This is a genomic window from Seonamhaeicola algicola (genome assembly GCF_007997385.1).
GTDB lineage: Bacteria > Bacteroidota > Bacteroidia > Flavobacteriales > Flavobacteriaceae > Seonamhaeicola > Seonamhaeicola algicola.
In genome coordinates, this window is record NZ_VOSC01000025.1 from 755,159 (window position 1) to 761,564 (window position 6,406).

At 29.1% G+C, this 6,406-nt stretch carries 6 protein-coding genes and 1 pseudogene; 5 read left to right on the plus strand and 2 right to left on the minus strand.

All coding sequences use genetic code 11. The features are described from left to right. Positions 1-2: 2 nt before the first annotated feature. Positions 3-845, plus strand: a complete 843-nt coding sequence (locus FUA26_RS11930; RefSeq protein WP_147136273.1) for a DUF4249 family protein — start codon at positions 3-5, stop codon at positions 843-845. Between the two features lie 53 nt (positions 846-898). Here FUA26_RS11930 and FUA26_RS11935 read toward each other — a convergent pair whose 3' ends face one another. After that, a complete protein-coding gene (locus FUA26_RS11935) occupies positions 899-2,113 on the minus strand; it encodes a hypothetical protein (RefSeq protein ID WP_147136274.1) in 1,215 nt (404 codons plus the stop codon). A gap of 150 nt (positions 2,114-2,263) precedes the next feature. Continuing rightward, a complete protein-coding gene (locus FUA26_RS11940) occupies positions 2,264-2,932 on the minus strand; it encodes an ATP-binding cassette domain-containing protein (protein ID WP_147136277.1) in 669 nt (222 codons plus the stop codon). A 513-nt stretch (positions 2,933-3,445) separates the two neighbouring features. Here FUA26_RS11940 and FUA26_RS11945 point away from each other — a divergent pair. From FUA26_RS11945 to FUA26_RS15820, 4 genes and pseudogenes are all read left to right on the plus strand, one after another. After that, positions 3,446-4,144 (plus strand): hypothetical protein, encoded by a 699-nt coding sequence (locus FUA26_RS11945; RefSeq protein ID WP_147136279.1) that lies wholly within the window; start codon positions 3,446-3,448, stop codon positions 4,142-4,144. Between the two features lie 76 nt (positions 4,145-4,220). Further along, entirely contained in the window at positions 4,221-5,297 is a 1,077-nt protein-coding gene (gene prfA / locus FUA26_RS11950; RefSeq protein WP_147136282.1) for a peptide chain release factor 1, read from the plus strand. Positions 5,298-5,400: 103 nt separating this feature from the next. Continuing rightward, positions 5,401-6,219 carry an orotidine-5'-phosphate decarboxylase gene (pyrF, locus tag FUA26_RS11955; RefSeq protein WP_147136285.1) on the plus strand — a complete coding sequence of 273 codons (819 nt, stop codon included), beginning with the start codon at positions 5,401-5,403 and terminating at the stop codon, positions 6,217-6,219. A 49-nt stretch (positions 6,220-6,268) separates the two neighbouring features. Then, positions 6,269-6,406 (plus strand): annotated as a pseudogene (locus tag FUA26_RS15820) (cobalamin-binding protein); the annotation flags it as partial.

Genomic DNA, 6,406 nt, shown 5'->3' on the forward strand with positions numbered 1-6,406 from the left:
ATATGAAAAAAATACTGTTTTTAAGTTTCATTTTGTTCACAATATCATGTGTTACTGATACTGATGTTTTACAAGATAAATTAACTGTTGAAGGACACATAAACCAAGATGAATTTGCCAGAGTTTATTTAACTAATAGTTTGCCTTTTAAAGGCGTTATAGATTCTTTAGAGGTTGCAAAATCTATAGAATCAAAAGCGAAGGTAGAACTCTTTGATGGTGAAACATCTGAAATCTTAACATTAAAAAAAGATGACAGTTATTTTCCGTTTTTATACTACCGTAGTAACGAAATTAAAGGTCAGTTAGGAAAAAAATATAAATTAAAAATAACAATTAGAGATTATGAGTTTAATGCTGAAACAAATTTACCAGAGCAACCAGTTGTGTTAAATATTGAGTTTTTAGATGCTGTGGCTGAAGGTAGGTTAATTCCGGGTTTTAAAGATTTGAGATTAACTATAAATAATAATAAACCAAATGAACCAAAATATTTTAAGTTGTTAATTAAGAATGAAACTGACACAATGTTTGAACATGCAGATCCTTTTATTTTTAATACTGAAAATATTTTAACTGATACGTTTCCTATTATTATGCATCATAAGATATATAAGAATAATGAGCGTGACGATATATTAAAAATAGGTGTTGTAACAGATTTACAAGTAGTTGCTATTACTAAAGCACAGTATGATTTTTGGTTATCAGTTAAGGGAGATGTTACAGTGCCTATTGATAATGCTTCATTTACAACTGCTGTTAAAGGTAATATAAGTAATGGCGCATTTGGTTACTGGTCAGGTGAAAGTAAAGCAACCTTTAGGTTTAAAGTACCAGAATAAAAAAACGTTGCTAAAAAATAGCAACGTTTTTAAAATGTTTATTTAAGTTTTTTTTAGATTTCTACATCTTCAAAAAGAGTTTCGTAAGCTTCAAAAACTGCTTCAAACTTTTCTTCTAATTCTGTAAAAGAGCCTTCAATATAAGTTTCAAAATCACTTGAAGTTCCATCTTCAAATAAAAACTTAACATTTACTATATCTTCTGTTACTTCCACCCATTCATATGTTTGCGTATTTTCATTATATCTGTAATCAGTATAAGTGTCTTGGTCTTTGTAAAAAAGGCTTTCAGCAATTAATTTATTATCAATACTTAATACAGCATTAACATTGCTGTTTAATAAATTAACTTGCTCATCAATGGTTAATTCATCTCCTTCAATATCAAAGTTGTTATCATTAGCACTAATGCTTAATTTTGCATCAAGGAAATTAAATGAAAAATCAACGCTATCAAAAGCATCAGTAACACTAACATCTGTATTGTTTAAGTTTCCTTTTACAGAATAGTTGTAACCTATAATAACTTCATTATCAATTTTAAAAGCAAATGATTGGTCTATTTTAGTGTTGTTGCTGTTATTGTAATTGGTTTCAAAAATAAAACCACCAATAGTAGTAACGTTATTTATTTTAACAGGAGTTAAATTATTATCTTGTAAAGTGGCTGAGTAATCTTGAGAGAATACAATAACATCGTCAATTTTTAAGTTAGCTTTAGCTAAAGTAGGTAATTCTTCGCCTTCAACAGTTTTTGTGGCAAAATCAGTAAAGCTAAAAACAGCATTTTTGGTTTCATTGTATGATACTTTATAAATGATATCATCACTTTCTCCAGTTTTTTCAAAATCTTCAATATCTGCGTTCCATTCATAAACTCCAGATTCAGCTTCAAAATCATCAGCTAAATTAGCTTTTGAAGCTAAATTTAATGATTGTTTAGCGTTAAATTCAATTAAGCTATTTCTAGATTCAATGCTACTAGCATTATCAATAGAGTTTAAAGCAGTTGCCTTAAAACCACTAAATTTAGTAGTGTTTGGAGCGCTTAAGAATTCTGCAAGCTCAATAATTTCATTTAAAGCATCGTTGTTAGTGAAATCTTCAACTTTATTTAAAAGTTCAATGCTATTGTCTTCAAGTTGTTGTTTACCTTCTTCAACAGTTAAAGATCCGTTTAATTTGTTTGAATCTCCGTCATCATTGCTGCTACAAGATGTGTTAAGTAACATAGTAGAGATTAGGGCTAATGCAAAAATTTTTTTCATGTTTGATTTGTTGTTAAATTTTGGCTAAAAATATAGTTATTAAATTTTTTAGACAAGAAAAAAAACGATAATTTGTGAATTAAATCTTACGTTAAGGTAATGCTTTTTTTATGTTAAAAATGTGTTGCTTTTTAGATTGTAGCAAAAATTTTAAGGTGTTAATAGGGCGCTTTTAGGCAAATACTTATAAACCTCGAGTTCTTTTAAATTATCAACCAATTTGGTACATCCATTTTTTACAAGGTACAAGTTGTCACAAACATCAATAACTTCATTATACCTGTGATCTGTAAGAATTATAATTTTATGTTTTTTTTCTCTATGAATTAGGTTATTAATCTTTGTAATATGTATAGGGGCAACGCCATTAAAAGGTTCATCTAGCAAAATAATTTGCCCTGGGGTTTTTAATATTAAATATATTTCAATAATGGGTTTTTCGCCTCCCGACAAATTACCGAACTTGGTTTTATTATATCTTGAAAAATTTTCAAAGTCAATTAAAAAATCAAACCAATTCACTTTAAACAATTGAAATACCGTTTTTAATCTTAAAGATTTAGTTATGAAGTTATATTGCGGTAAATAATTAATTTTTTTTGTTGTGAAAAGAGGTTTTAAAATAGGTTTATTATTTAGCCTAATGAGTTTGTATTTTGGTTTTAAATCGCCAAAAATAATTCTTAATAAACAGCTTTTTCCAGAACCATTTCTACCCAATAATCCTGTAATTTTTCCTGTTTCACCTTTTAAATATACACCATTTAAAATGGGCTTGTTTTTAAAATATAGTTCAATACTATCAACTTCTAAAATCATACAAACTCATTGAGTATTATAAGTAATGGTAAACTTAATAATAGATCTATTAAATAAATAAATGCGAATAATTTGAAGGTTGAAATACCAAGGTTTTTGTAAAGTATTAGTTTTCTTCGGGCAGTAGTTTCATTTATAAAATACCACAAAAAGCCAACTAGAAATAATTTAGTAATTATAATTATTACAGGTTCAATTTTCATAAAAGAAAACAATATATTCATAGCAAAAGACCACAGAATGTATGGTTTGTAAAATATAAATATTGAAAAAAGTTGTTGCATATAATTATAACGGCAACAGGTTTGTAATATTTTATTTCTGGTATATTAAAGTAAATCGTATTAGTATTTTAAGGCTTTTTATTGTTTCGTTTCATTTTAACGTTAATAAGTTTATAGAAATACTTTTTTATTAAAAAAATACTTGGATAAAAGCGTAAGTATTGTAAGTTTAACGTTTTTTTCTTGGTAAGAATACTTATTACAAATAATTTTTCACTCTTTTTTTATAATGCTTAAAACAAACTTAGGTGTATTTGCGGTTACTGCTGTTTTAATTTTATTCAATTTTATATCTATATATGTATATAATTTAGAGTATTTTGATGAAACTAATTGTGTTGTTGTACTGCTTTTGTTTATAGTGTTTTTGTATAATAAATGCTATATAAATTTTAAATTATGTTTAGCATTTGTACTAGCGTTATTAGCTAATATTTCACTTATTTATTATGAAAATTTTGTGTTTTCTTTATTAACCAACATATTTAAACTTCTCTTTTATATTGTATTAATGTGGCATGTAATTCCGCTTCAAAAAAGTGTAAAAACAACTCGTTTAGATTGGTTTTCATATATATTCGTATCGCTTTTAGGGTGTGGTGTAATTAAAGTGCTTATAAGTTCTATTGAACAAAATTTAGAATCTGGACTAAACATGCTATTTTATATTCATGGTTTATTTTTAATATGTATTATGGTTATTGCTTTTAGGTATAATAGTACTGGGTTTAAAGGCGCTAAATATTTTGCATTACTTTTAGTTTTATTTGCTTTTTCAGATATATTTTCATCTTTTGGATACTACCTTGGTTATGATAACCTATCTTATTTTGAGCGTTTTTTCTATACTATGGGGCTTTGCTTTACTATTTTATATTCAAAAAAGTACATTCAAAAAAGTGTTACTAATTATAATAGCGCCATATAGCAACGTACATAGAACAGATTTAAACATTTTAAATTGATAAATTATCGTATTTTTGGAGACCAATTGATATAAGTACATGTTAGAGAAATTACAAATAGTTAAGCAACGTTTTGATGAGGTTAGTGATTTAATTATTCAACCAGATATTATCTCAGATCAAAAACGTTATGTAGAATTAAACCGAGAATATAAAGATCTTAGAATTTTAATGGATAAGCGCGAAGCTTACATTGAATTAACTAATAATTTGGCTGAAGCCGAAGAAATAATTTCTGATGGCAGTGATGCTGAAATGGTTGAAATGGCCAAAATGCAATATGATGAAGCTAAAACAGGTATTCCAAAATTAGAAGAAGAAATTAGAGTATTGCTAATACCTAAAGATCCTGAAGATGCTAAAAATGCAGTAGTAGAGCTACGCGCGGGTACAGGTGGTGATGAAGCAAGTATTTTTGCAGGCGATTTGTTTAGAATGTACACTAAATATTGTGAAGGTCGAGGTTGGAACGTAAGTACGGTAGATTTTAGTGAAGGTACTAATGGCGGATTTAAAGAAATTCAATTTGAAGTATCTGGTGATGATGTTTACGGAACTTTAAAGTTTGAAGCCGGAGTACACCGCGTACAACGTGTACCACAAACCGAAACACAAGGGCGAGTGCATACTAGTGCAGCAACCGTAATGGTATTTCCCGAGGCTGAAGAATTTGATGTAGAAATAAACCCTAAAGATGTTCGTATAGATTATTTCTGTTCTTCAGGTCCTGGTGGGCAGTCTGTAAACACAACATATTCGGCAGTGCGTTTAACGCACATTCCAACGGGGTTGGTTGCCCAATGTCAAGATCAAAAATCACAACATAAAAACAAAGAAAAAGCCTTTAGAGTATTACGCTCTAGATTATACGATTTAGAATTAGCCAAAAAGCAAGAAGAAGATGCAGCCAAACGTGGCAGTATGGTAACTTCGGGTGATAGAAGTGCTAAAATTAGAACCTACAACTACCCACAAGGGCGCGTAACAGACCACAGAATTGGTTTAACGCTTTATGATTTACAAAATATTGTAAACGGCGATATTCAAAAAATAATAGATGAACTTATGTTGGCTGAAAATACTGAAAAGTTGAAAGCTAGTGATGAAACCATCTAATCTCTTTTTAATTCTTTTCAAAACGAAAAGCGAGTAGCGGTAAAGAAAATTAAACATAACAAAAACAACATAATAGTTTCCTCAATTGGAGGATTAAGGAGGAATGACAACAGCGCAATTAGTATCAGAAATAAAAAGAAAAAAATCCTTTCTATGTATTGGTTTAGATGTAGATTTAAATAAAATACCCCAACATCTTTTAAAAGAAAACGATCCTATTTTTGCTTTTAATAAAGCTATTATTGATGCAACACATCATTTATGTGTGGCCTACAAACCCAATACCGCTTTTTATGAAGCTTACGGTATTAAAGGTTGGCAAGCTTTAGAAAAAACTATTAACTATTTAAACAAAAATTACCCTGAAATTTTTACAATAGCCGATGCTAAACGTGGTGATATTGGTAATACAAGCACCATGTATGCCAAGGCTTTTTTTGAAGATTTAGCTTTTGATTCTGTAACCGTAGCACCCTATATGGGTAAAGATTCTGTAGAACCCTTTTTAACTTTTGAAAATAAACATACCATTTTACTAGCTTTAACATCCAATCAAGGCGCGTTTGATTTTCAAACAAAAACGGTTAATGATAAAGAACTTTATAAAGAAGTGCTAGAAACATCAAAAAACTGGACAAACTCTGAAAACCTTATGTATGTGGTTGGCGCTACTAAGGCTGAATATTTAGCCGAAATTAGAAACATAATTCCTAATAGTTTTTTACTAGTACCAGGTGTTGGTGCTCAAGGCGGTAACTTACAAGATGTTTGTAAATATGGTATGAGTAATAATGTTGGCTTGTTAATAAATTCATCTAGAGGTATTATTTACGCTTCAAATGATGTGTGTTTTGCAAATGCAGCAGCTAAAAAAGCACAAGAACTTCAGCTGCAAATGGAAGTTGAGTTAAAACGTTATTAAACGCCTTTTAACTACTATTTGTAACAGGAAATTATAGGTTTTCTATACAATGAACAATTTTAAAGATCAACTTAATAGAACTGTATGTTTCAATAAAACCCCACAACGAATAATTTCTTTAGTACCAAGTCAAACAGAATTGTTGTGTGATTTGGGTTTAGAGGCTTCAATAGTTGGTGTAACTAAA

Excerpts from the sequence above, each read along its gene's own strand:
- prfA (WP_147136282.1), top strand. The coding sequence starts at position 4,221 with ATGTTAGAGAAATTACAAATAGTTAAGCAACGTTTTGATGAGGTTAGT.
- FUA26_RS11935 (WP_147136274.1), bottom strand. The coding sequence starts at position 2,113 with ATGAAAAAAATTTTTGCATTAGCCCTAATCTCTACTATGTTACTTAAC.
- FUA26_RS11940 (WP_147136277.1), bottom strand. The coding sequence starts at position 2,932 with ATGATTTTAGAAGTTGATAGTATTGAACTATATTTTAAAAACAAGCCC.
- FUA26_RS11945 (WP_147136279.1), top strand. The coding sequence starts at position 3,446 with ATGCTTAAAACAAACTTAGGTGTATTTGCGGTTACTGCTGTTTTAATT.
- FUA26_RS11930 (WP_147136273.1), top strand. The coding sequence starts at position 3 with ATGAAAAAAATACTGTTTTTAAGTTTCATTTTGTTCACAATATCATGT.
- pyrF (WP_147136285.1), top strand. The coding sequence starts at position 5,401 with ATGACAACAGCGCAATTAGTATCAGAAATAAAAAGAAAAAAATCCTTT.